The organism is Croceimicrobium hydrocarbonivorans (assembly GCF_014524565.1).
Taxonomy (GTDB): domain Bacteria; phylum Bacteroidota; class Bacteroidia; order Flavobacteriales; family Schleiferiaceae; genus Croceimicrobium; species Croceimicrobium hydrocarbonivorans.
This window is the reverse complement of sequence record NZ_CP060139.1, coordinates 2,150,222-2,173,254: the sequence shown is the minus strand read 5'-3', so window position 1 is coordinate 2,173,254 and position 23,033 is coordinate 2,150,222. Positions and strand designations below refer to the sequence as shown.

Here is a 23,033-nt window from a genome sequence, read left to right as displayed (position 1 = left end):
TGACGCGCATCACATTAGCTATTGCGCCAACCAGATTTTACGCCAAGCCTTTTGACGATCGCTAGCCTCCTCTTGCCACTTCAATAAATGCGATTCGTCGTACTCCACTTTAAATGCCTTGGTCTTTAATCGCTTAATCCGAAACTTATCATTGCGCTTGGGTCGAGCCACCCTATAAACTACCTCATCCCCTTCCTGAAGGGTCCCCTGGAAATCGGCTAATACCGTTTGGAAGCTAAAGAGGTTTAAAGTATCGCCATTAATGCTGATAATCTGATCGCGGGCTTTCAGGCCCAGAGCCTCTCCGAAGGAATCAATGCCTTCTTCATTGGTCACTAAAAAACGATCTTGCTCCAAGTCATAGCTCAACTCATCTGTGCCAATAGACCAGCCCATAGTCTTGCCCTCATCGCTGTAATCGAGACCTACATTGGCAAAAAGGCGCTCCCAAGGGAAAGGTTCGCCCGCCTCAAAATGGCGTACCATAAAGGTTTCGACCTGTGGAAAGGAAAGTTCACCCATAATGCGAAAGAGATCTTCATCCTTAAAAAATGTATCGGCCGGAAATACTGCCGAAAGATTGTTCAAAAGGTCCATCAGGCGCATGCCGCCTCCTGAAATTTCGATCAAATACAAATCCAGAGCCATGGCTGCTATGGCACCGCCCTCATAAAAATTCTGATACTGATCGTGGTAAATATCAAGGGTGTGCTTACTCACAGCGGTTAGCGGTAAATCCTCGTATTGATCATTAGCGAAAAACTTATCGCGCATCACCTCCAAGAACTCTTCCTTACTATAAATGCTATCGCGCACCTGCACCAGATGACTATTGTACTCGGTTACCCCTTCATAAAGCCAGAGGTGCCGACTCATCTCCGGATTAGCGAAATCAAAATCCTGAATATATTCCGAATGAATACCCAGTGGCGTAATAATATGTAGGAACTCATGTGCTACAATGTCGCGTACCCCTTCGTAAAAAATAGCACCGTCTACTTCCGGCATATAGAGTACGGTAGAACGATGATGTTCCAGTGCCCCATAGCTGAAGTCACCTTTTAAATCCGACTGGCAATAAATCAATATAGAATACTTATCCACCGGAAGGCTACCACCCAAATATTCTGCACTGGCTTGCAATACGGCCTCGATCAGGGCCATTGTGGTATCGGCATTAACCGTTTTATTAGGACTGTATAAGCTTAATTCTACTTTGGAGTTCCCAATCCAAACCGAACTGGTATCGGGCTGGCAATACATCATGGGATTATCATGCAACAAAAAGTAGCTTGGGAATTGATAGTGATCCAAAGTATCACTGCGCTCTGCCGGCCAGGCTCCCGATCCGAAAAATCCCTGAGGATGGGCAATTTCTAATTCAAAAGGTAAATTTTTATAACCTTCCAAATAGCCGATATAAGCGAATTGATTGAGTAGAAAGACCTCTTCCTCATTGCTACTTCCTGAGGGAGCGAAAATCGGTCGACCTCGCTCATCGCCATAGCTATCATCTACCCAATATTGGATGCGATGTAATTCCTGAGCTCTTTTAATCTGCCAGCTATTGATGGATAACTTTTGCACGGGTAAGCTATCTCCGGCTTCATTAAATGCGGCAAAGTCGCGAACAAAGAGTCCGTAATTATGCACCTTATAGGTACCGGGAACCACCTTTGGCATCTGATAAACCGCCAAGCTATCCTCCACTTTTGGCAACCAAATTTCGACCGGAATGGCGTCCTCACTTAAGGCATTAAGGTCCTCTTTTACCTTGTAGGCTTCTGCCGAACCAGCACTTTGAGCCCGAATTAGGCTTGATAAGGCCAGATTTAGAAAAAAAAGAAAGAAAAAATTAGAATGACTGAATTTGGATATATGCATTTAATGCCTTCGTTAAATCTTGAATCATCGAAAACGAAATAAATAGCTATGCCCTTGATTGCTATAGCATAGGCTCGATGAAATGACGGCGCTAAAGTAGCAAAGAGATTTAGGCCATCCGGGAATAAAACTGCACTTGTGCGTAAAAATGCGGTCTGCGACTGTTAAAAATTAGGGTGAAATAGACAGAATTACTTCGCTAATTGATTTGGCTTATTATATTTGAGAAGTTTAATTAAAACCAATACAATGAAGCGTATTTTATCTCTTGCTTTCTTAGTCTCTGCATTCTCATTCCAGGATTTGAAAGCTGATTCTCGTGACATGTTCAACTTCGAGATCGACGAAGTAAACACTGAACTTGCTCAGGTAGAAGAATTAGACCAGTACCTGGATCAAAACGAAAATGTTTCCTTCGCGGAATTACAAGCTACTAACAGTGCCTTAGTTGCTAATGTTTCTGATCAAGCGATGATTAGCCCTGCAATGGCTAAACGTCACCGTGTTCTTGGAATTCCTTCTTGGATCTGGGGTTGTGTGTTCGGTGTTGCTGGTGTAGCCATCGTTTACTTCGTATCCGAAAACAAAGACGAAACCAAAGAAGCTCTATGGGGTTGTGTTGGTGCTAGCGTAGTAGGTATCATCCTTTACTTCGCAGTATTTGCAGCCGCAGCTACTTCTGCTGCTTCTACCATCTAAGCTAATTTCATAGCATTCAATTCCCGCCCAAATGGGCGGGAATTTTACTTTTATACCTATCGCATTGAAACGCATTTTAACCGGCCTGCTCTTACTTTTCCTCTGCCAGGCAGCTATGGCTCAGGACTTTTACCGTATTAGCGGGAATTTCTCCATCAAATCTAAAGACGATAGTATTTACAGTCTTACCCGTGGAAGTTTCTACTACGACCTCAACTATAAAAAGGTAGTATATGAACTCACCTTCCCCGAAAAGGAGATTTGGGTACTTTCTGATTCGATGATCTTCCGCATGCGTGGCGATACCCTTTTTGAAAAAACGGAAGGTGCTTCCATTGTAGAGTTTTCCATCTTCCACCTTATCCTCAATAATAAGCTGCACGACTATGGCCTTAAAGAGTCGATCTACAACCTGAAAGAAGTAGAAAAAAAGAAGGATATGATTATCTATACCTGGGCACCGCCTATGGTAATGAGCTCTATGCTGGGCAAAGTTTTATTGAGCCAGCAAGACAAAAGACTTTATGGTTTGATATTTTTGAATAAAGACGAGGAAGTACTACGTAAACAGTTCTTCCGATCTTATACTAATATCAGTGGCCTGGAATTCCCCTCTGAAATTGTCGACTTAGTCTATGTCGAGGGTTTGGAGATTGTCCAGAAAACCAACTACAAAAACATTAAGGTGAATGAAAGCGGTAATAACGCTATGTATAACTATCCTATTCCTGAGTAATTTCAGCCTATCGGCGCAAAGCTCAGAGGACCTGCAATTGGCGCGTTCCATTATGCAGGAACCTGAAAAACCGGATTACAGTTACCACTATCAAGGTGAAACTGAGATTCTGGAATTCATGAAGCTGCTCTTCACCGGTTATAAAGCCCTGATTTCTTCCCAAGATGTTCAGGCCTGCAATTTTCATCCTTCCTGCAGTGTATATGCCATGCAAGCCATTCGCGCCCGTGGCTTTTTTGGTGGCAGCATCGATGCTTTCGACCGTATGAGTCGTTGCCATCCCCTCTCTCTCGACCATTACGAAGTTCATAAGGAAAGTGGTTTAGCTTTAGACCCTGTAAGCACCTCAAAAGAATGACTTTAAAATATCTTCGATACCTGCTTATATGGGTATCGTTTCCGGCCTGCCTCCTGGCTCAGGAGCAAGACCTCTTTAACTTTTCCAATTCTCTGGAATACGCCCAATTCCTCGATCAAAAAGGAAATCATCGCTTGGCCATTTTAGAATGGGAGCGCATTAATTTGATGCAACCGGGTGTAGACAGTTTGCAATTATCCCTCATTCGCTCCTACCGCCTTTCCAAAAATTGGGAACAAGGAGAACGTCGTTTTTACGATCTCTTTCCGGGGGAAGCCCGCTTTCAATGCTCCGAGGAAATTAGTCGCGAAATGGCCCTTTTACTCTTTATGCAAAGCGACTTCAATGGCTTAGGCCGATATCTGGAATCGCATCAAGTACTTAGTAATGACTATGTGCAGCCCATACAAGTGAGCCTAGCCCTTCGCAACGACGATATAGAAAGTGCCCAAAAGCTCTATCAGGATTTTAATTTGCAAGATGCTCGGCTCAGTGCCCTGATGGATAAGCATCACGATTTAGGCTATAAAAGCAAAGGCTTGGCATTAGCCATGAGCACGGTGGTGCCCGGTTTAGGTAAAGCCTATGTGGGTAATTGGAAAGATGGTTTAGTATCCCTCCTCTTTATTGGCGGATCGGCCTTTGCCTCTTACCGCGGCTTTAAACAGCATGGAGTGAGTAGTGCCTATGGCTGGATTTTCGGAACCGTAAGCACCGGTTTTTACTTGGGTAACCTCTTCGGAACAGCCAAAGCCGTAAACAAATACAATACTGAAGTTTTCAATCATTATCGGGCCGATGTCGAGAATTATATCTACCATCGTTTGTAGCCTCTTGATGCAGGGAAGCTTTGCCCAAGGCCTGGATTCTACCATGGCCCTGGCGCAGCGTTTGTTTAAGCAGAATCAATTCGAACAAGCGATTTACTTTTATGAGCGGGCACGCTTTTTCTCGCCTCAAGAATTAGAAGCGCCTATCCTCTTTAAAATGGGGGAATGTTACCGCCAAAGTGATCAGGCCGAAACTTCTCTGGCCTATTTCGACCGGGCTTACTTTAATAGCCGGGATGAGAAACTTAAACAAGAAGCCCTTTTAGCCAAGGTGCAAAGCCTCATTCAGCTCAAGGATTTTAACCTGGCTTTGGCCGAAATTTATGCTGCCAATCCTCAGGAACCCATGCTGCAGCAACGCTTTCATTTTTATGAAGGCCTCTGCCATTATACCCAAATGAATTTCGAGCAGTCTTACCATTCTTTTATTGCAGCAGCTGGAGCCGATAGCAGCAAAGTAAAGGAGCTGGTTAGCTTGTACTCCGATACCAGCTCGCTCTTCAGACCTCGACCGGGCCTGGCAAAAAAACTGAGTTTCTTCCTCCCTGGCTTAGGACAATTTTATGCCGGTGACTATCGCAATGGCCTTAATTCATTGGCACTAAATGCAGCCTTTATCGCCCTTACCATCAATGTGGGCCTCACCTATTCTACCTTCGACGCATTATTAGCGGTTTTCCCCTGGTTGCAACGCTATTATATCGGTGGAACCGACAAAGCCAAACTCATCGCTAAAGACAAGCTGCTTAAAAACCGGCAGGAATTCTTTTTAGAAGTCCTCGAAATTTTGGAGGATGAAAAAGCTACAGCGAACCCAGGACCTTAGTGAAGTGTTTCTTTTCGCTGTTGCTTAGATACTTGCTAGACTTAATTTCTTCCATCAATTGGGCTTTGCGTTCTTTGGCTTTCGCCTGATGCCGCTCGAAGCTCTTGAAGTACTCCAGTTTAAAAATCCAGTTCTTAGGGAAGTTTTCCATCAATCGCTTCATGCTGCGTTTCGCCTGATCTTTATCTTCCTTCTTCAGAATGCGATAGGAATAATAAGCAGCTTCAACCGAAACTATTTTCGATTCTACCGTCTCCAATTCTGCTAAGCGCACATGCGAAGCTTTTACCACCGGATCGGGCAACCAGGCTGTAATGGTCCAATACAAGGGATTCGATTCAAATTGCTCGTATCCCAAGCTATAAACCAGGCTCAACAATTCAATCTCCAAATCATCAGATTTCAGAGCCATTAATTTCTCCAAAGCTTTACTGGCGCCTCTGTAGGAACTTAAACTGCTCAAGCTTTCTCCCCGCAAGGAAGCGGCCCGGGCCATAAAGAAAGAGCAAAGCACCTCATCCATTAAGGCTGCTTCTTCAGTTATTCCTCTGCCTGCAAGAGGATTTTCGTTCAAGCTTTTAATGGCATTATAATGACGATCAGAGGCATGACCCCTCAACATCAATTGCCAATGGTATTGAAGGGCTGCAAAGCGCTTTTCAGCCGGACTGCAAGTACTCAGTAAATCAGACTTGAGATCAACCGCTTCAAAGCTTTGCAATTGCATATACCACTGCTGCAATCCCTGATTTTTGTAAACCAAAGCCGCATCGGCCTTTAAAGCCAAATTAAAGAAGCTAAAACTTAGGATGAGAAGTAGGCGCATAAATCGCTTACACAAGGTTTTGAATGCTGTTTCTCCTGGAAACGGTTAGGGAGTGAATCGCCACAATACCATAGCCGATTACCAAGGTTAATAGGACGGTGAAGATAATAATAAGCGGTTCTACCGAGGTGCGATAGGCAAAGTTTTGCAGCCATTGCCAGGTGATCAAAATGGATAAGGGCGTAGCAATAATAACCCCGGCTAAAATAACCGCTACCAATTCGCGGTAAATCATATTTACCAGATCCCAGGATCCGGCGCCCAAAACATTGCGAATGGCAATTTCCTTGGTTCGCAATCCGGTAGTAAAAGAAGCTAGGCCCACAAATCCCAATAGTGAAATGAGAATGGCAATAATAGTGAGGTATAAAATCAAGCGTGATTGCCGCATCTCCTCATCATACATCTGCAAAAGATCCTTATTCAGGAAAGAAAACTGGAAAGGCACATCCGGCACCATGGCCGTCCAACGACGTTCCAAATCATCCAGGGCAGCATACATCTGATCCGGCGAAACCTTAATCTGTAATACCCTAAAATTATCCTGATGCAAGGTTAAGATTAGCGGGGCCATGCGATTATGCAGACTCTGGGCATTAAAATCATCACAAACGCCAATTACCTCTGCTTCGAGGGTAGCATCACCCGATTCATCAAAAGCACTGCGAATCTTTTTCCCTAAAGGTCTTTCCCAATGCATATCGCGCACCAAGGCCCGGTTCACAATCACCTTAGGATGTAAGCTATCCCCAAGATCTTCCTGCCGAAAACCCCTTCCCGCCAAAAGCGGTATTTCCATGGTCTCCAAATACTGAGGTCCAACCCCCAGAAAATCCAGGCTAATACGACGGAAATTGTGTGTGGCTTCTTCTTCCAATTCGAACAAACTCCGGAAAGTACCACTACCGGTAGAGCTGGCCCCTACCGTAACCGATTCTACCAGGGAACTACGTCGAAAATTAGTGGCTAAATCTTGAATTCGATAAATACTGGTGGAATCCTGTACATTAATCACCAGCACATGATCGGAGTTAAAACCCAAATTCCGGTTCTTGATAAACTCCATTTGGCGGTACATGAAAATCGCGGTAATCACCACCGCTACCGAAACACAGACCTGAAATCCCACTAAAAATTTACGAGGCAAGGAGTTCCGTCGCTGTATCCCTTTTTTATTGGTGAAGGCATCCAAAGGACTTACCCTCGCTAAGCTAATAGCAGGGTAGCTTCCGCTGATGAGTCCCACCAGCAAAGCCAATATCACACTTAAGGGCAACAATTCCGGGAAAGATCCAAAGTTTAAAAAGAGGTTCTTGCCAATAGCATTATTAAAGGGCAGAATGGCGGTAAATACCTCAACCAGCGCAAAGGCCAGTAATAGGGCGATAAAAGACATCAGCACCGACTCACTCAAAATGAGCCAGCGAATATCTACACGACTGGCTCCTAAAACCTTGCGCATGGCCGCCTCACGAATCCGCTTCAAGCTGCGGGCGGTAGCCATATTCACATAGTTGATAATCGCCAAAATCAAGATCAGCAAGCCAATTCCGGCAAAACCATACACATAGGCTAAGCGTCCTCCTGGCAAATCGTATTTGGCATTAGTATTAAAATGCAAGGACGAAATTTCCTGCAGTTCAATTTGATAGCTACCCTGCACGATATCCGCCAAACCGGCCATATACTTATCAAAGAAGCCATCGAATCCCGCCTCCAAAGCATAAGGATCTGAATCGGGTTTCAATTTTACGAAGGTATAATGACTTACCTGCCAAAGGCTTACCGCCAAATCATTGCTGTCGCGGATGGAAGGCGGCTCAGAAATCAATACCTGAAAGCTATGGTGTAAGTTTTCCGGTAAATCCTGAATCACCCCGGTAATAGTGTATTCGTAATTGCTGGTATTAATCTTTCGGCCTAAAACCTGAGTACCGCCAAAATAGCGATCAGCGAAAGCAGCACTCACCACAATGCTAAAGGGCTGTACTAAAGCTTCATCTGGTTTACCTGCCAAAAAGGGAGTTCTAAAAACCTGAAAGAAATTCGAATCAGCAATCGCCACTCGATCCTCATACTGCCGCAAACTATCAGTGCGAAAGAATATGCTGTTCTCTAAATGAAAGAGATGGGTAGATGCCTCAACCTCTTCATAATGTTCATCTAATAGCGAAGCTAAGCCATAACCACTACCCCCATAAAGCTCCTCCAATCCATTAAGGTCGAAACGAGAATTTACCCGGTAAATATCCTGATGATCTTCCCAATGCTGATCGTAGGTAAACTCCCCGTGTAAGTAGAGTGCTACTATGATGGAAACCGCCAGGCCAATAGCTAAGCCGCCCAAATTGAGAAGAGTATACAAACGGTGCCGATAGAGGGTTCGGAACGCAAATGGCAGCTTAGAAAGGAGCATGTAAAACCTTTTTCTCCGAAGTCACCTCGCCGTCCATTAAGCGCACGATACGCTGCGAATAGGAGGCATCATGCGAACTATGCGTCACCATCACCACCGTAGTACCTTGATCGTTAAGTCGGGCCAACATCTCCATAATATCGTTCCCCTGAGCGGAGTCGAGATTTCCGGTAGGTTCATCGGCCAAAATCAAGGCGGGCTTGCTAACTATTGCACGACCCACAGCCACCCTTTGTTGCTGCCCACCCGAAAGTTGATAGGGGAAAAAATCTTTGCGATGCCCCATGGAAATGGCATCCAATACTTCCAAGACCCTTTCCTGGCGCTCGCTGCGTGGCACTTTCAAATAGTGTAAGGGAAGCTCAATATTCTCGGCTACGGTAAGGTCATCGATCAAATTGAAATTTTGAAACACAAATCCAATTTGCTCCTTGCGGATAATGAGTTTGGCCTTTTCATCGAGCAAACTCATGTCTTGTTCCCTAAAAACAAAAAGGCCTTCCTCGTAAGTATCGAGCAGGCCAATAATATTAAGAAGAGTGGTTTTCCCGCATCCGCTGGGACCCATAATGCTTAAGAACTCACCATCCTGAACCCGTAGGTCCACATCATTTAAGGCTCGGGTTTCTACTCCCTGGCTCCGGTAAATCTTAGAAATATTATGCAGACGGATCATGCCTCGACTTTAGCACAAAGTAAAGCAAATGCTCAGAACAACTTGCTAATGAGGACACCTATGAATATGAGGAAAACGAGAATGATCATGATAGGATAGAGCTAGAAATAAAAACCCCGGATTTTCGAAAGGCTGCGGAGGATAACCGATTTAACCCTAAATTCTGCTACTTGAACTAATTAAACAACCAAATTCAATATCACAGCTCATTCGAAATTAAAAAGAACGTTGCTTTAGAAGCGCCGGGGTTTTTATTAAATTTTTACGCTTTAGTTTTCATCCTCTTTATAAGCGAAGCTTGTGCCAAAAAACTAAAAGCCTGGTTTTCAGCAAATATTAACAAGTGATTTGTTTTTTGATGTTCATTTTCGAACAGTAATTTGTTCGATTTCGAACAGAGGCCCTACCTTCGATATGTGAAAAAGCCCTACCATATTCTTATTGTTGATGATGATCCGGATGTACTTACCAGTGCCCGGATTTTACTCAAACAACACTTCCAAAAAGTGGAAACCACCGAAGATCCTTCGGACCTAAACCGGATTTTAAGTCGGAAGAATATAGATTTGGTTTTACTGGATATGAATTTCCGCAAGGGCCGGAACGATGGCGCTGAAGGGATTTACTGGCTTAAGCATATTCGTGAACTCAGTCCTAGCACTCAGGTAGTTTTAATGACTGCCTATGGTGAAGTGGAATTGGCGGTTAAAGCCATCAAAGAAGGGGCCTTCGATTTTGTGCTCAAACCCTGGACCAACGAAAAGCTTTTAGCGACTATAAACAATGCTTTAAAGCTGGCCCGCGAACAGCAAAAGGTCGCTCAGCTTCAGCATAGCAACAAACAATGGGAGGATCAGGCGGCATTGAAGGAAGAAGATCTGATTAGCCGTTCTCCCAGTATGACCAGTGTTTTGGAAACGCTTAAAAAAGTAGCCGAAACCGATGCCAATATTTTGTTGCTCGGCGAAAACGGAACCGGAAAATCGGCCCTGGCCTTGAGCATCCATAGAATGAGCATGCGCAAACAGGAGCCCTTTGTTACGGTGGACTTAGGCGCCATTGCCCCCAGCTTATTTGAAAGTGAATTATTCGGACATAAAAAAGGGGCCTTTACCGATGCTTCGGAGGATAAAGCCGGTCGTTTTGAATCGGCCCATGAGGGTAGCCTCTTTTTAGATGAAATTGGCAACCTCGACCTTAGCCTGCAGTCTAAATTATTGAATGCCCTGCAAACTCAGGAAATCCGCCGGGTGGGAGAAAACCAAAGTCGTAAGGTGAATGTGCGTTTGATCTGTGCTACCAATAGCCCCCTGCACGATTGGGTAGAGGAAAAGCGCTTTCGTCAAGATTTGCTTTATCGCATTAATACCGTCGAAATTGTGGTGCCTCCCCTGCGCGAGCGCCTGGAAGATATTCCTCTTTTGGCCCGAAAGTTTTTTGAGCGCTTTTGCAAGAAGTACAATAAGGAAAGCTTAAGCTTGAGCATTGAGGCCATCGATGCTCTATGCGAATACCACTGGCCTGGCAATGTGCGTGAATTGGAGCACAGCATGGAGAGAGCCGTTATCCTCAGTGCGGGCAAAGAAGTAAAATCCGAAGACCTGCAATTAAGAGGTGGGCAGGCCGCTAAACCAGCAGGCCTAAACCTCGAAGAAATGGAACGTCATTTGGTATTGCAGGCTTTGGACAAACACCGAGGAAATATCTCGAAAGCCGCCAAGGATTTAGGACTTACCCGAGCTGCGCTCTACCGAAGAATGGAAAAATATGAACTTTAGATCCTACCCCATCCAGATCAGCCTGCGGCTTTTGCTCCTGCTCTTTAGCATGGGTCTGCTCTTCTATTTATCCAGTCATTACGAGCTCCTCTTTGTAAACATCGTAATGGTTTTAGTGCTGATCGGCCAAGCAATTGAACTAGCCTATTACCAGCAAAAACTACTGATTGAAACCCGAAAATTTTTAGAAGCCGTTCGCTTTGGTGATCTAAGCACGCGTTTTGACCTGGCTCGCTCTGGAAAGGCTTTCGCCGAATTGGAACAGGAATTCAGCCGCATGCTTTCCATTATTCACGAATCTAAAGTGAAGGGTGATCATCGCGATCAAATCCTCAATTTAATTCTCCAAAATTTGAATTTGGGGATCATGTTAGTTGATGAGCAAGGTCATATTTTACTCACTAATGATAAGTGCCAGGAGCTGCTGGACATTCCCAATTTCCAAAATTGGAAACGACTGGAAGAACGCCTGCCTAGCTTGGCCAAGGTAATTGGTGACTTTAATTTCACCGGTCGCAAATTATGGTCACGCGAAAATGGCTCGGGGGCCGAAGAATTCTATCTGGACCTTCAGCATTTGCAATTAGCTGGTATCCATTACCACCTGCTAAGCATTGGCACCATGCGCCATGCTTTGGAAGAAAAGGAAATGGAAGCCTGGCATCGACTGATCCGCATTTTAGCCCATGAGGTAATGAACTCGGTAACGCCAGTAGTGAGCCTCAGTGAAACCCTGCGTGATATGGTGGCTCAGGATGGCAAGGCCAAAAAGCCAGAAGAAATCTCAGAGGAAGACCTAACAGATATGCATGAGGCATTGAGTACGATTATCCGTCGTAGCAAAGGCATGCTCAGCTTTGTTGAGGAATACCGCAAATTGAGTCAGCTCCCCGCCCCTGAAAAAACGGTGGTTCCCTTACGCGAGCTTTTTGAAGAAGTAGTGCAGCTCATGCATAAGGAAGCGGAATCACGGCAAGTGAAATTGAGCTATCAGCTTACCCAAAATCGCCTGGCAGTAAAAGCTGATAAGAAGATGATTGAGCAAGTATTGATCAACCTCATCAAGAATGCTTTTCCGGCCTTGGAAGGACGTGAAAATGCTTTTATCGAACTCAGCGCCGAACTTCAAAATGAGGGCGTAGTAGTTTATGTTCGGGATAATGGAGAAGGAATAGACCCCGACCTTATCTCCCAGATTTTTGTTCCCTTTTTCAGTACCCGCAAAAGTGGAACCGGCATCGGTTTAAGCCTGAGTAAAAACATTATGAAAACCCATCAGGGCAACCTAAAAGTACAAAGTGTAGTTGGAGAAGGCACGCTGTTTAAGCTTTGCTTCGGGGATGAGTAGATCGAGATCGATTTGCAAATTCGATCTAGTAATTAGAACAAACCTAGGTCGAATTTGCAATTCAACCTACAGTCCAACTCCGCTTTCCGCGCAACAAATCATCCAAATCGCCTTCGCCCTGAACGCCTTTCGCATGATCGATCTGATCCAGTAAATCATCTTCATAGCAAGGACGATCTTCCTGATAGAAAATCCCGAATGGACGCGGTAAGCTATCATCAAAGAAACGGCTTAGAACATAGGCTTTGGTTGCATCCCGACTATCATGAATCCAAAGATCATTTAAGGACGCTCCCTCTTCAAGGTTTACAATTTCAGGTTTCAGGCCATTCAGGCGAATGCCCTTTTTACCTTGATCATATACCAAGGGCTGACCTTCCTCCAGAAGCAATACATTTTCGTCCTTCAGCTTCTTATCTGTGAAATTGAGGAAAGTGCCATCATTAAAGACATTACAGTTTTGATATACCTCAATAAAACTGGTGCCTTTATGCTGGTGGCTAGCGCTAAGGATTTCACGTAAATGTTTAGGGTCGCGATCAATACTGCGCGCTACAAAGCTGGCATCGGCACCCAAAGCCAGGGCCAAAGGATTAAAGGGATGATCCAGACTTCCCAATGGGCTACTTTTGGTTTTCTTTCCTAGCTCTGAAGTGGGCGAATACTGACCTTTAGTAAGTCCGTAAATCTGATTATTAAAGAGCAATACATTGAGGTCTACATTACGACGTAGCAAGTGAATAAGGTGGTTACCTCCAATACTCAAGCCATCGCCATCACCAGTAATTACCCAAATGCTTAAATCTGGATTGGTGATTTTTAAACCGGTCGCAATTGCCGGTGCACGCCCGTGAATACTATGCATGCCATAGGTATTCATATAATAGGGGAAGCGCGAACTACAACCGATACCCGAAATGAAAACGATGTCTTCACGGGCAATCCCTAATTCGGGAACCACCGATTGCATTTGCTTGAGAATACTATAATCGCCACAGCCCGGACACCATTTCACCTCCTGGTCGCTGCTAAAATCGCGGGCACTTAGGGTATTAGTGGTTTCCATCTTTCAATACTTTTTTGATTTGCGCTAAAATCTCTTCCGCCAAAAAGGGTTTCCCCTGAATTTTATCCAAAACATCAGCCTTCACCAAATAGTGATCTCGGATGATGCGCACCAATTGTCCGTCGTTCAATTCCGGAATTAGAATATGAGGATAGCGCTGTAATATGGCGCCTAAATCTTCTGGTAATGGATTAATATAACGCAGGTGTAATTGAGCAACGGAAAGCCCTTCGACCAAAGCCTGCGCTACCGCAACCTGGATGGCACCTTTGGTATTTCCCCATCCTAAAACCAGCAAGTCGGCTTTTTCAGCACCTTGCAAAAGGCGAGTTTCGGGATAATCTTTAGCGACCAAAGCCACTTTGCGAGCACGAGTTTTCACCATCAATTCGTGGTTCTCTGCATCGTAGCTCACATTGCCCGTTTTATCTTCTTTCTCCAATCCACCTAAGCGATGCTCCAAGCCAGCCTGACCGGGTATCGCCCATTCGCGTACCTCTCGCTCATCGCGCTCGTAGGGAAGGTAATTTTCAACTTCAGTGCGGAAGGGAGCTTTAATTTCAGCTAAGTCTGCGGCCTTAGGGAAAAGCCAGGGCTCAGAGCTGTTGGCCAAATAGCCATCGCTTAAAACTATAACCGGGGTCATGTGCTCAATAGCATACTTAGCTCCTTCATAGGCGGCCCAAAAACAATCTGAAGGAGAGGAAGCAGCAATCACAGGGATAGGCGTTTCGCCATTGCGACCGTACACCGCCTGCATTAAATCACTTTGCTCGGTTTTGGTAGGTAAGCCGGTACTAGGACCTCCCCTTTGCACATTCACTACCACCAAGGGTAGCTCCAACATCATAGCCAATCCCAGCGCTTCGGTTTTTAGGGCCATCCCCGGACCTGATGTCCCGGTTACCCCCAGGGCACCACCAAAGCTGGCACCAATAGCGGAAGTAATAGCCGCGATCTCATCTTCCGCCTGGAAGGTTTTTACTCCGTAATTCTTACGCGCTGCCAATTCATGCAGAATATCCGAAGCGGGAGTAATGGGATAGGATCCGTAAAACAAATCCAATCCCGCTTTTTTAGAGGCCGCAATTAATCCAAGCGCCAAAGCTTGATTGCCGGTTACATTACGATATTCACCTGCGGGTAATTTGGCTTTTTCAATTCGGAAGCGGGTAATAGCCTCGATGGTATCGCCATAATTGTATCCCGCCATCAAGGCCTTCTTATTCGCCTCAAGGGCATCAGGCTTATGTTTAAATTTCTCTTCGAGGAAATGCAGAGTAACCTCCAAATCACGATTGTAGAGGAAATAAATGAATCCTAAAACAAACATATTCCGAGAACGATCGCGATCTCTGGGAGCAATTTCCACTTCCTTCATGGCATCCCGATTGAGACGGGTTACCTCAATTTCGTAGAATTGATAATCAGCAGGCTTATTTAAGAGCGGATTTTCCTCATCATCATATCCCGCTAAGCGCAGATTCTTCTTATCGAATCCGGCTGGGTCTACGATTATGGTTCCCGCCGATTTAAGGCTAGGAAAATTCTTGCGGTAGGCTGCTGCATTTAAGGCCACCAGAACATCCGGTCGACCGCCAGGGGTATGAATTTCTTCACTTCCAAAATTGATTTGGAAGCCCGAAACTCCGGATACCGTTCCGATCGGGGCGCGAATTTCTGCCGGGAAGTCGGGAAAAGTGCTTAAGTCATTTCCCGCCAAGGCAGTGGTATTCGCAAATTGAGAGCCAGCTAATTGTATCCCATCGCCACTATCGCCGGCAAAAAGAATGGTGACTTTTTTAAGGGCTTGGGTATTTTTCATGGATCTATACCATGCTCACCTCGACCACGGATGTGATTTCCGGTGCATGTTTTTTTATGGTCATTTCGACCCCACTTTTCAGGGTCATCTGATTTACACTGCATCCAATGCAGGCGCCGTGCAATTGCACTTTTACGGTCCCGTCGCTCTCTAAGTCGACCAGGGTAATATCACCCCCATCCGACTTTAAAAAGGGACGCACTTCATCCAAGGCAATGTGGATGCGTTTCAGAATATCATCACGGTTCTCCATACGCTTCAATCTAAACAGCCGAACAGCCGGCCATTGTGGTAATGCGAGTAACTTCCGTAGGAGGAAGCTCCTCATTTCGTCGTAGCAGTTCCTCAACCGTGCGACGGGCAATATTTTCGAAGGCCTTTTGTACTTCGCTTCCTTCTTGCATGGCTGCAGGTCGACCTACATCACCAGCTTCGCGAATACTTTGTACTATGGGTAATTCACCCAAGAAAGGCACTTGTAATTGGTTTGATAAGTTCTTCACTCCATCCTGACCAAAAATGTAATACTTGTTTTCTGGCAGTTCGGGAGGAGTAAAGTAGGCCATGTTTTCGATCAAGCCTAAAACCGGCACATTAATATTTTCAACTCTAAACATGGCTACCCCTTTACGAGCATCCGCCAGAGCTACATTTTGCGGAGTACTAACGATTACCGCACCGGTGATGGGCACCGCTTGCACGGTAGACAGGTGAATATCGCCGGTACCGGGAGGTAAATCCAAAATCATGAAATCCAGCTCTCCCCAATGGGCATCGCGCAAGAGTTGATTTAAAGCTTTCGAAGCCATGGGTCCACGCCAAACCACTGCTTGATCTGGCTTGGCAAAAAAGCCAATGGACAGAATTTTAATGCCATAAGCTTCTACCGGATCCATCTTGCTTTGCCCGTTTACATTGATGGTACCTGGACGAGCATTAGTAATATCAAACATGGTGGGCACCGAGGGTCCGTAGATATCTGCATCTACCAAACCTACGCTAAAGCCCATCTGCTTTAAGCTGATCGCCAAATTAGAGGCAACGGTAGATTTCCCTACCCCTCCTTTTCCAGAGGCCACCGCAATAATGTTCTTTACACCGGGCAAGGCCTCGCCGCGAATTAACTGAGCACGTTCTTCCGCCGCCTTTGGCACTTCAATATTTACGGTAATCTTTAATTTTTTGTCTACCTGCTCATGAATGACTTTCAGAATATCTACTTCCAGTTTCTTCTTCACGTGCAGGGCAGGCGACTCACTGATCACATCAACAATCACCTCATCGCCAAAGATTTGCAGATTTTTCACGTGGCCTGCATCCACCAGATTGGTCCCGCCTTTGGTGGCCGGTATATTTTTTAAAGCTTCGTTAATCTCGCTTTTTGAATAAGCCATTCTATTGCTGCTAAATTTTGACAAAAATAAGGTACAGGGATAGCAATCAATAATGATATCTATCACCTAATTATCGAGATAAGATCAGGCTATATTCTTAGCCAAAAAGATGCTGAAAAACATCTTCCACCTTATTGAATTCCAAGACTTTAATAGACACACCCTTAGCACTCCACTTACTGTGACCACTGCAAACTATCTCTTCGAAGCCTAATTTTTCGGCTTCAGAAATACGTTGTTCGAGGCGCGGAACCGGACGTAATTCTCCAGAAAGTCCCACTTCGGCGGCAAAGCAAGTTCGTGGCGAAAGGGCAATATCTTCATTAGAGCTTAAGATCGCTGCTACTACTGCTAGGTCAATGGCTGGATCATCTACCTTAATGCCTCCGGTAATATTTAAGAATACATCTTTGGTGGCCAATCGAAAGCCACAGCGCTTCTCTAAAACCGCCAAAAGCATATTAAGCCGGCGCGTATCGAAACCCGTAGTGCTGCGCTGTGGAGTACCATATACGGCGGTGCTGCACAGGGCCTGAATTTCGATAAGCATGGGACGAATCCCTTCCAAAGTAGCTGCCACAGCATTACCACTTAAATCGGCATCACGCTCCGAGAGCAATAGCTGAGACGGATTGGCAACGGCGCGCATTCCTTCGCCATGCATCTCATAAATCCCAATTTCATGGGTGGAGCCAAAGCGGTTTTTATGAGCGCGGAGCAGGCGATAAATATGATGTCGATCCCCTTCAAACTGAAGCACAGTGTCTACCATATGCTCCAATAATTTTGGCCCGGCGATTTGCCCTTCCTTGGTAATATGCCCGATTAAAAATACCGGAGTACCGGTTTCCTTGGCAAATTGAATTAATTCGGAGGAGCATTGACGAATTTGCGAAACCGAACCCGGTGCCGATTCAATCAATTGTGAATGCAGGGTTTGGATAGAATCCACAATAAGGATATCCGGATCCTGACTTTTAATTTGCTGAAATATTTCTTGGGTTGAAGTGGCGGTAAGCAGATAACACTCTTCATTGCGAATCCCGATTCGGCGAGCGCGCATTTGTACTTGCTGCTCACTTTCCTCACCACTTACATAAAGTACCTTACTGGAAATCCCCAAAGCCATTTGTAAAAGGAGGGTACTCTTGCCAATTCCGGGCTCCCCTCCTACCAGGGTAACGGATCCTTCGACAATACCACCGCCTAAAACCCGGTCTAATTCAGGGTCGGCACTGCTAAATCGTTCAGATCGATCCGGAATGAAATCCTTTACGGCTCTAACCTTGGATTTACCGGTGCTAGGTGATTTACTATCAGTCTGCCAGGCTTTTTCTTTAGAGGAAGATTCAATGACTTCCTCTACAATGGTATTCCACTCCCCGCAACGAGAGCATTGACCCATCCATTTGGAAAAATGGGAGCCACAATTCTGACAAGTATACTCAGTTTTTACCTTGGCCATTAAAGGTCTAAGATACGAGCTTTGAGCTCTGCGTCCAGAGCCGGACCATTAGTTCCTTCGAAGGCAAATTTGGCGCCACTAAAAGCGGCCATGCAATCTTCGATAGACTCGTATAATACTATACCATCCACTACTTGAAGATTGGCAATGCGAAAAATGGTATCGTCGGTGCTCGCTTTAGGCAAGGCCACCACCAGCTTATCTACCAAGCTTAGATAATCAAGAAGCTTATGCAAATTAGAGGAGGTGAATTCCCAATTAGCATAAAAAAGCACCAGGGTTTCTTCGCCATAAACTCGCCAGGCATTGGCCTGATGATTCATTTCGGTAACCGACTTTTTCTTATTGCGTAAGGCTTCTCTTAAATTCATGCTTTGGATCTTTTTAATATTCGGCGGGCACGATACACCATGGGTAAGGCGCTAAAACCAGCAATGAGGGTCATCACCAATTGGCCGCTGTGCACCAATGTAGCAAAGGTAAGTCCATCTGCCTGATCTACTCCCAGCACACTCAGGGCCAGTTGCACCAGATAATGATAAGAACCAATTCCGCCCGGAGTAGGCACTACCATGCCCATTCCACCAGCTACCATCACAAAGAGACCATTGCTAAGGTTAATATCTTCGGTGGCCGGAAGGGCAAACATTACCACATAGATCATCAAAAAGTACATGGACCAAATAAAGAGGGTATGTCCATAAAAGGCCCATTTGTTTTTCACCTTAGAAAGTGACTTAAAGCCTTCTTTAAATCCTTGCCATAACTCGCGCACCTTGGCAAAAAGGGGATGTCTCTGGATGCGTTTTCGGAAAACAAAAAAGAGAATAAGGAACACTAAGAAACCTGCTCCTAAGATCATTTTCAAATCTGGACCCTGGCCATCTGCTCCATCAGCTCCAGCGAAAGCTTGATCAAAGAAACTTTGCAGGTTACCTAATTGGGTAATAAAGGCTAATGATATTAAGCAAAGAAGTAATATTCCATCGATAACCCGCTCCAAAACAACAGTTCCAAAAAGGCGCTCCAGAGGGATATCATCTGTTTCCTTTAAAGAGGTGCAACGCATAACCTCACCGGCACGGGGCACCAGGGCATTGGCAAAATAACCGATGGAAATGGCATTGATTGCATTCCAAGGTTTGGCCTTTTTCCCGAGGGGCTCAAGCAAAAGATTCCAACGTAAACCACGACTAATAAAGGCAGCATAGCCCATGAGCATCGAAAGGAAAACGTAGCGATAGTCTGCCTTGCGGAAGTCCTCCAACATTTTAGACCAATCTGCCTTATTAAAGGCGAGATAGAGAAAAAAACCAGCGATAGCGGTAAATAGCAGATATTTCAGGATGTCCTTAAACTTGGCTTTCAAAAGATCAGTTTAACAGGTTGGTTTCTTCGTTGGGAAAGATAATTGTGGGCTGAAAGCTCTTCGCTTCTTCAAATTCCATTTGGGCATAGGCGATAATAATCACGATATCCCCTCTTTGCACCTTTCGTGCGGCTGGGCCATTCATGGTGATTTCGCCTTGTCCTCGCGCTCCTTTAATCACGTAGGTATCCAGGCGTTCACCATTGTTAACATTCACAATGCTCACCTTTTCACCAGCGATCAAGCCGGCGGCATCCATCAAATTTTCGTCGATGGTAATGCTACCTATATAGTTTAGATCCGCTCCGGTAACTTTTACCCGATGAATCTTCGATTTTAATACCTCGATTAACATGCCGCAAAAGTAATTCAAAGGCCCTGATTATGGAAGTGGCTGATAGCCTTGGCCAATCAATATAAAGTCGTGTTATCTATCAGGCGTATGCCCTCACAATAAGCCGCCATAAATATGCGTACTTCCGGATGTTCGGACCAGGCTTCGACCACCTTCATACTGTGGGTATCGACCAGTTCAACGTATTCGAGTTCCAAATTGCTGGTTGCAAAATGTGCTCGGATGGCATCTTTTAAATCCGCCGGACTGTAAGCTTGATAATTATCTGCCGCCCATTTCATTTCGCGGTAAATAATTCCAGACTCTTCCATTCCCTGCTCACTTAAGCGGAAATTACGACTACTCATCGCTAAGCCACTGGGGAAACGAGCCGTATCGCATCCTATTACCTCAATGGGCATATTAAAGATGCGGGCCACATGCTTTACCACTAAAACCTGCTGATAATCTTTGTTCCCGAAATAGGCCCGATCGGGCTTGATCATTTCAAAAAGGCGCTTAACTACGGTAGCAACTCCTGCAAAATGTCCTGGGCGAAACTCCCCTTCCATCCCTTGATCTAGGCCGGCTAAATCAATAGATTCAGCTTCCACTTCATTGCCGTACATCTCCTCTACCGAAGGCATAAAAACCGCCGTAGCTCCTTCTGCTTCCAAAAGGGCTAAATCTTCGTCAGTACGACGAGGATACTTTTCTAAATCTTCGGGATTATTAAACTGAGTGGGATTGACAAAAATACTTACGATGCTGGCAGCGTTTTCCTGATTAGCACGTCTTAATAAAGTAAGATGGCCCTCGTGCAAAGCACCCATAGTTGCCACAAATCCAAGTGAGTGGCCTTTCGATTTGTTTTGCTGTTGAAAAACCGACAGCTCGGATACACTGTGAAACACTTGCATTTTCAAGGCATTGCAGCGGGTAAAGCTATTATTATAAATTGAGTTATTCACAAAAAAGCTATATTTTTGCAAACCTTTTCAATTTGTAGATTAAACACGGATCATGGATAGTAAGCGCATTCTGTATGTAAGTCAGGAGATTCACCCCTACCTCCCCGAAAATGAAATTTCCAAACCTTCTTTGGAAATGCCTCGAAGAATGAATGAAAGCGGGCACCAGGTACGGGTTTTCATGCCCCGTTATGGATTAATTAACGAACGTCGTCACCAATTGCACGAAGTGATTCGTTTAAGCGGTATCAATATTATTGTAAACGACGAAGATCAGCCCTTGATCATCAAAGTAGCCTCTGTACCTCAAGCACGTATGCAGGTGTACTTTATCGATAATGATGAGTTCTTTAAGCGTAAAGCGATCTTCTATAATGAGGATGAAGAATTCCACGATGACAATGACAAACGCGCAATTTTCTTCTGCCGTGGCGTTATTGAAACCGTTAAAAAATTAGGCTGGAGCCCTGATATCATTCATTGTCATGGATGGATGGCTAGCTTCCTACCTTTATACTTGAAAAAGTTCCACCACGACGATCCCATGTTCTCAGATAGCAAAACCGTTCTTTCTGTATACGGTGCTACTGAAGAAAACCTAAGTAAAGGCTTACCTGACTACCTGCGTTTCGACGGATTGAGCGACGAAGAAGTTGCGCCTTTCGCCGATGCGAATATCAGCAGTGTTTACAAAGCCAACATGGCTTACTGCGATGGGGTTGCCCTTTCGGGAAGTAAATTAACCGACGAAATGAAAGATTATGTGAGCAAGAACGTTAGCTCCATGATCGACCTCACCGAATCGGAAGATCCGAATTCAGAAATTGCCAAGCTCTATGAGCAGGTAATTGTGGAGGAAGAGTCACTAGCTTAAATTCTTTTAGAATTAAATATATGACCTTAAGCACTGTAAAGCGAGCCATCTTAGCCATGGCTCCTTTGTTTTTTATAGCCGCCTGTGAAAAGCCAACCGACGATTTAGGTTTTCAACAAATTATCGGAGGAAATACGGAGGCCGACTCCCTGCATATCAATCTGGTATCCTGGACTGCTCCGGTAGATAGCATCGTGGTTGCCCTCGACTACAGCACACAAGTAACCTTAGGTGGTTATAATTCAGTTCGCTTATTGGGCCATAGCGAAAGCAATTATTTTGGGACTGAAAAGGCGCGCATTGTAAGCCAAATGATTCCCAATGAATTAAATGTTGATTTTGGCAGCAACCCGGTTGTGGACTCCGTTAATTTATACCTACGCTTAACAGAGGCTTATGGTGACACCAGCAAGACTATGGATTTTGCGGTGTACGAATTAAGTCAGGCCTTTGAAGAAGACAGCCTCTATTACAGCAATTACCAGCCTACTTTGGCGAATGAGATTGGTCGTTTGAATGGTTATCAGCCTCAACCTAAAACCAATTCTCAATTTGAGGATGAATTAGCACCAGCTCTATTGCGCATCCCAATGGATGTTCCTTATTTCCAAAGCAATTTTGCAGATGTAGCAGATGGTTCAGCAGATGAGTTCAGCAGCTTCGCAAAGTTTATGGAGTATTTTAAAGGAGTGCAAATTGAAGCCGAAAATGGCGGATGTATCCTCTATACCAATTTGGCCAGTGCCTATACCGGTTTACGTATCTATTATCATAATGATGAGGACACCTCCTATGCTGAGTTAAACTTTGATCAGGATAAATCCATCAAACCCATCAACTTTAGCACTTTCGAGCAGATCTATACTGGATCTCCATTAGAGACTCTGGCTCAGGATTCTGTAAATGGAGAAGCGGAAACTTATACTCAGGCTATGGCGGGAGTATGCACCGCCCTGCGTTTTGATTCTCGGAAAATTGACAGCCTGGTTAATGAAGGTCTGGTGATCAATAAAGCAGAAGTAGAAATTTATACTGCCCAAGGCAGCACCGAACCTGTTCCGCCCAGTCCAAGAATGGAGCTTAGAATTCTGGAAGGCAAAAGTTTAGGCGACCGGATCATCGATTTCCAAACCGATGGCGGCGGTGGCGGTACATTAAGCCGAGGTATCCTGCGTAATAACAAATACGTAATCGACCTCACACGACACCTATTCGAGGTCCTCAATAGCAAAGAAAACCCTACTTTAGCCCTCGCTCCGACCACCCGCACAACAGCGGCTAATCGGACTATTTTGAGGGGAGGATCCGGGCTCTCGGAGAGAGCAACGGTAATTGTTTATTACACTAAACCTTAAAAA

At 45.0% G+C, this 23,033-nt stretch carries 22 protein-coding genes; 9 read left to right on the top strand and 13 right to left on the bottom strand.

What is annotated here, in order from left to right:
• Window positions 1-18: 18 nt before the first annotated feature.
• Window positions 19-1,884: a M61 family metallopeptidase gene (locus H4K34_RS09725; protein ID WP_210757229.1), complete on the bottom strand. Its 1,866-nt coding sequence runs from the start codon at window positions 1,882-1,884 to the stop codon at window positions 19-21.
• 324 nt (window positions 1,885-2,208) lie between these two features.
• Here H4K34_RS09725 and H4K34_RS09720 point away from each other — a divergent pair, with 324 nt between their 5' ends.
• The 5 genes from H4K34_RS09720 to H4K34_RS09700 are packed head-to-tail and all read left to right on the top strand — an operon-like array spanning window position 2,209 to window position 5,333.
• The gene (locus H4K34_RS09720) at window positions 2,209-2,583 is read left to right on the top strand and encodes a hypothetical protein (protein WP_210757228.1); all 375 of its coding nucleotides are present in this window, start codon (window positions 2,209-2,211) and stop codon (window positions 2,581-2,583) included.
• A gap of 31 nt (window positions 2,584-2,614) precedes the next feature.
• Window positions 2,615-3,319 carry a hypothetical protein gene (locus H4K34_RS09715; protein WP_210757227.1) on the top strand — a complete coding sequence of 235 codons (705 nt, stop codon included), beginning with the start codon at window positions 2,615-2,617 and terminating at the stop codon, window positions 3,317-3,319.
• On the top strand, window positions 3,273-3,677 hold the full coding sequence (gene yidD / locus H4K34_RS09710) for a membrane protein insertion efficiency factor YidD (RefSeq protein ID WP_210757226.1): 405 nt from the start codon (window positions 3,273-3,275) through the stop codon (window positions 3,675-3,677). Before H4K34_RS09715 ends, yidD begins: the two co-directional genes overlap by 47 nt.
• Window positions 3,674-4,507 carry a tetratricopeptide repeat protein gene (locus H4K34_RS09705; protein WP_210757225.1) on the top strand — a complete coding sequence of 278 codons (834 nt, stop codon included), beginning with the start codon at window positions 3,674-3,676 and terminating at the stop codon, window positions 4,505-4,507. The genes yidD and H4K34_RS09705 overlap by 4 nt, the downstream gene beginning before the upstream one ends.
• On the top strand, window positions 4,476-5,333 hold the full coding sequence (locus tag H4K34_RS09700; RefSeq protein ID WP_210757224.1) for a hypothetical protein: 858 nt from the start codon (window positions 4,476-4,478) through the stop codon (window positions 5,331-5,333). The genes H4K34_RS09705 and H4K34_RS09700 overlap by 32 nt, the downstream gene beginning before the upstream one ends.
• Here the strand turns inward: H4K34_RS09700 and H4K34_RS09695 are convergent.
• Genes H4K34_RS09695 through H4K34_RS09685 form a run of 3 tightly spaced genes read right to left on the bottom strand, consistent with a single transcriptional unit; the run spans window position 5,311 to window position 9,251 of the window.
• Window positions 5,311-6,159, bottom strand: coding sequence for a hypothetical protein (locus H4K34_RS09695; protein WP_210757223.1), 849 nt, complete (start codon window positions 6,157-6,159; stop codon window positions 5,311-5,313). The genes H4K34_RS09700 and H4K34_RS09695 overlap by 23 nt on opposite strands.
• A 7-nt stretch (window positions 6,160-6,166) precedes the next feature.
• On the bottom strand, window positions 6,167-8,575 hold the full coding sequence (locus H4K34_RS09690) for an ABC transporter permease (protein WP_210757222.1): 2,409 nt from the start codon (window positions 8,573-8,575) through the stop codon (window positions 6,167-6,169).
• The gene (locus H4K34_RS09685) at window positions 8,562-9,251 is read right to left on the bottom strand and encodes an ABC transporter ATP-binding protein (RefSeq protein ID WP_210757221.1); all 690 of its coding nucleotides are present in this window, start codon (window positions 9,249-9,251) and stop codon (window positions 8,562-8,564) included. The genes H4K34_RS09690 and H4K34_RS09685 overlap by 14 nt, the downstream gene beginning before the upstream one ends.
• 416 nt (window positions 9,252-9,667) lie before the next feature.
• Between H4K34_RS09685 and H4K34_RS09680 the strand changes: the two genes are divergently transcribed.
• Together H4K34_RS09680 and H4K34_RS09675 are read left to right on the top strand one after the other, a co-directional pair.
• Complete coding sequence (locus tag H4K34_RS09680) at window positions 9,668-11,029, top strand: sigma-54-dependent transcriptional regulator (protein ID WP_210757220.1); 1,362 nt, start codon at window positions 9,668-9,670, stop codon at window positions 11,027-11,029.
• Window positions 11,019-12,377, top strand: a complete 1,359-nt coding sequence (locus H4K34_RS09675) for a sensor histidine kinase (protein WP_210757219.1) — start codon at window positions 11,019-11,021, stop codon at window positions 12,375-12,377. Before H4K34_RS09680 ends, H4K34_RS09675 begins: the two co-directional genes overlap by 11 nt.
• A gap of 61 nt (window positions 12,378-12,438) precedes the next feature.
• Here the strand turns inward: H4K34_RS09675 and H4K34_RS09670 are convergent, their stop codons facing one another.
• The 9 genes from H4K34_RS09670 to panC form a co-directional block, all read right to left on the bottom strand.
• Window positions 12,439-13,443 (bottom strand): 2-oxoacid:ferredoxin oxidoreductase subunit beta, encoded by a 1,005-nt coding sequence (locus H4K34_RS09670; protein WP_210757218.1) that lies wholly within the window; start codon window positions 13,441-13,443, stop codon window positions 12,439-12,441.
• Window positions 13,430-15,268, bottom strand: coding sequence for a 2-oxoacid:acceptor oxidoreductase subunit alpha (locus H4K34_RS09665; RefSeq protein ID WP_210757217.1), 1,839 nt, complete (start codon window positions 15,266-15,268; stop codon window positions 13,430-13,432). Before H4K34_RS09665 ends, H4K34_RS09670 begins: the two co-directional genes overlap by 14 nt.
• A gap of 4 nt (window positions 15,269-15,272) precedes the next feature.
• Window positions 15,273-15,521 (bottom strand): NifU family protein, encoded by a 249-nt coding sequence (locus H4K34_RS09660; protein ID WP_210757216.1) that lies wholly within the window; start codon window positions 15,519-15,521, stop codon window positions 15,273-15,275.
• Window positions 15,522-15,531: 10 nt separating this feature from the next.
• Entirely contained in the window at window positions 15,532-16,662 is a 1,131-nt protein-coding gene (locus H4K34_RS09655) for an Mrp/NBP35 family ATP-binding protein (protein ID WP_210757215.1), read from the bottom strand.
• A gap of 97 nt (window positions 16,663-16,759) precedes the next feature.
• On the bottom strand, window positions 16,760-18,127 hold the full coding sequence (radA, locus tag H4K34_RS09650) for a DNA repair protein RadA (protein WP_210757214.1): 1,368 nt from the start codon (window positions 18,125-18,127) through the stop codon (window positions 16,760-16,762).
• Window positions 18,127-18,498, bottom strand: coding sequence for a hypothetical protein (locus H4K34_RS09645; protein ID WP_210757213.1), 372 nt, complete (start codon window positions 18,496-18,498; stop codon window positions 18,127-18,129). Before H4K34_RS09645 ends, radA begins: the two co-directional genes overlap by 1 nt.
• Window positions 18,495-19,496, bottom strand: coding sequence for a lysylphosphatidylglycerol synthase transmembrane domain-containing protein (locus H4K34_RS09640; protein ID WP_210757212.1), 1,002 nt, complete (start codon window positions 19,494-19,496; stop codon window positions 18,495-18,497). Before H4K34_RS09640 ends, H4K34_RS09645 begins: the two co-directional genes overlap by 4 nt.
• 4 nt (window positions 19,497-19,500) lie before the next feature.
• Window positions 19,501-19,851: an aspartate 1-decarboxylase gene (gene panD, locus H4K34_RS09635; protein WP_210760570.1), complete on the bottom strand. Its 351-nt coding sequence runs from the start codon at window positions 19,849-19,851 to the stop codon at window positions 19,501-19,503.
• Between the two features lie 56 nt (window positions 19,852-19,907).
• Window positions 19,908-20,801: a pantoate--beta-alanine ligase gene (panC, locus tag H4K34_RS09630; protein ID WP_210757211.1), complete on the bottom strand. Its 894-nt coding sequence runs from the start codon at window positions 20,799-20,801 to the stop codon at window positions 19,908-19,910.
• A gap of 52 nt (window positions 20,802-20,853) precedes the next feature.
• Here panC and H4K34_RS09625 point away from each other — a divergent pair, with 52 nt between their 5' ends.
• Entirely contained in the window at window positions 20,854-21,675 is an 822-nt protein-coding gene (locus tag H4K34_RS09625; RefSeq protein WP_210757210.1) for a glycogen/starch synthase, read from the top strand.
• Between the two features lie 20 nt (window positions 21,676-21,695).
• Window positions 21,696-23,030 (top strand): DUF4270 family protein, encoded by a 1,335-nt coding sequence (locus H4K34_RS09620; RefSeq protein WP_210757209.1) that lies wholly within the window; start codon window positions 21,696-21,698, stop codon window positions 23,028-23,030.
• Window positions 23,031-23,033 lie beyond the last annotated feature (3 nt).

What these genes read in the sequence shown, in the direction of transcription:
- radA (WP_210757214.1), bottom strand. Translation starts at nt 18,127, where the DNA reads ATGGCCAAGGTAAAAACTGAGTATACTTGTCAGAATTGTGGCTCCCAT.
- panD (WP_210760570.1), bottom strand. Translation starts at nt 19,851, where the DNA reads ATGTTAATCGAGGTATTAAAATCGAAGATTCATCGGGTAAAAGTTACC.
- H4K34_RS09720 (WP_210757228.1), top strand. Translation starts at nt 2,209, where the DNA reads ATGTTCAACTTCGAGATCGACGAAGTAAACACTGAACTTGCTCAGGTA.
- H4K34_RS09660 (WP_210757216.1), bottom strand. Translation starts at nt 15,521, where the DNA reads ATGGAGAACCGTGATGATATTCTGAAACGCATCCACATTGCCTTGGAT.
- H4K34_RS09625 (WP_210757210.1), top strand. Translation starts at nt 20,854, where the DNA reads ATGGATAGTAAGCGCATTCTGTATGTAAGTCAGGAGATTCACCCCTAC.
- H4K34_RS09695 (WP_210757223.1), bottom strand. Translation starts at nt 6,159, where the DNA reads ATGCGCCTACTTCTCATCCTAAGTTTTAGCTTCTTTAATTTGGCTTTA.
- H4K34_RS09670 (WP_210757218.1), bottom strand. Translation starts at nt 13,443, where the DNA reads ATGGAAACCACTAATACCCTAAGTGCCCGCGATTTTAGCAGCGACCAG.
- H4K34_RS09700 (WP_210757224.1), top strand. Translation starts at nt 4,476, where the DNA reads ATGTCGAGAATTATATCTACCATCGTTTGTAGCCTCTTGATGCAGGGA.
- H4K34_RS09725 (WP_210757229.1), bottom strand. Translation starts at nt 1,884, where the DNA reads ATGCATATATCCAAATTCAGTCATTCTAATTTTTTCTTTCTTTTTTTT.
- H4K34_RS09690 (WP_210757222.1), bottom strand. Translation starts at nt 8,575, where the DNA reads ATGCTCCTTTCTAAGCTGCCATTTGCGTTCCGAACCCTCTATCGGCAC.
- H4K34_RS09685 (WP_210757221.1), bottom strand. Translation starts at nt 9,251, where the DNA reads ATGATCCGTCTGCATAATATTTCTAAGATTTACCGGAGCCAGGGAGTA.
- H4K34_RS09675 (WP_210757219.1), top strand. Translation starts at nt 11,019, where the DNA reads ATGAACTTTAGATCCTACCCCATCCAGATCAGCCTGCGGCTTTTGCTC.
- H4K34_RS09705 (WP_210757225.1), top strand. Translation starts at nt 3,674, where the DNA reads ATGACTTTAAAATATCTTCGATACCTGCTTATATGGGTATCGTTTCCG.
- H4K34_RS09620 (WP_210757209.1), top strand. Translation starts at nt 21,696, where the DNA reads ATGACCTTAAGCACTGTAAAGCGAGCCATCTTAGCCATGGCTCCTTTG.
- H4K34_RS09655 (WP_210757215.1), bottom strand. Translation starts at nt 16,662, where the DNA reads ATGGCTTATTCAAAAAGCGAGATTAACGAAGCTTTAAAAAATATACCG.
- H4K34_RS09665 (WP_210757217.1), bottom strand. Translation starts at nt 15,268, where the DNA reads ATGAAAAATACCCAAGCCCTTAAAAAAGTCACCATTCTTTTTGCCGGC.
- yidD (WP_210757226.1), top strand. Translation starts at nt 3,273, where the DNA reads ATGAAAGCGGTAATAACGCTATGTATAACTATCCTATTCCTGAGTAAT.
- H4K34_RS09645 (WP_210757213.1), bottom strand. Translation starts at nt 18,498, where the DNA reads ATGAATTTAAGAGAAGCCTTACGCAATAAGAAAAAGTCGGTTACCGAA.
- H4K34_RS09715 (WP_210757227.1), top strand. Translation starts at nt 2,615, where the DNA reads ATGGGCGGGAATTTTACTTTTATACCTATCGCATTGAAACGCATTTTA.